The following is a 387-nucleotide window of genomic DNA, read 5'->3' on the forward strand; positions in this document are numbered from 1 at the left end:
GCCTACGAGGCCGAGAAGGCGCAGTTGCAGGCGGAGTTGCTGAAGGTGCAGCTCTGGGCGCAGGAGACCGGGCAGAAATTCGTGATGCTGTTCGAGGGGCGCGATGCCGCCGGCAAGGGCGGCACGATCAAGCGGTTCACCGAGCACCTGAACCCGCGCGCGGCCCGGGTCGTGGCGCTGAACAAGCCCACGGACGAAGAGCGCGGCCAGTGGTATTACCAGCGCTATATCGAGCATCTGCCGACCGCGGGCGAAATGGTGTTCTATGACCGGTCCTGGTACAACCGCGCCGGTGTGGAGCGGGTGATGGGGTTCTGCTCGCCCACGGAATACCTGGAATTCATGCGCCAGACCCCGGAATTCGAGCGCATGCTCACCCGGTCGGGC

1 protein-coding gene is annotated in these 387 nt (G+C 65.4%); it reads left to right on the forward strand.

The annotated features are described in order from the left end of the window. A partial coding sequence (locus H2O73_RS23460) for a polyphosphate kinase 2 family protein (protein WP_497997503.1) occupies positions 1-387 on the forward strand: 387 nt, incomplete at both ends.

Source organism: Vibrio marinisediminis (genome assembly GCF_014050145.1).
Lineage (GTDB): Bacteria > Pseudomonadota > Gammaproteobacteria > Enterobacterales > Vibrionaceae > Vibrio > Vibrio marinisediminis.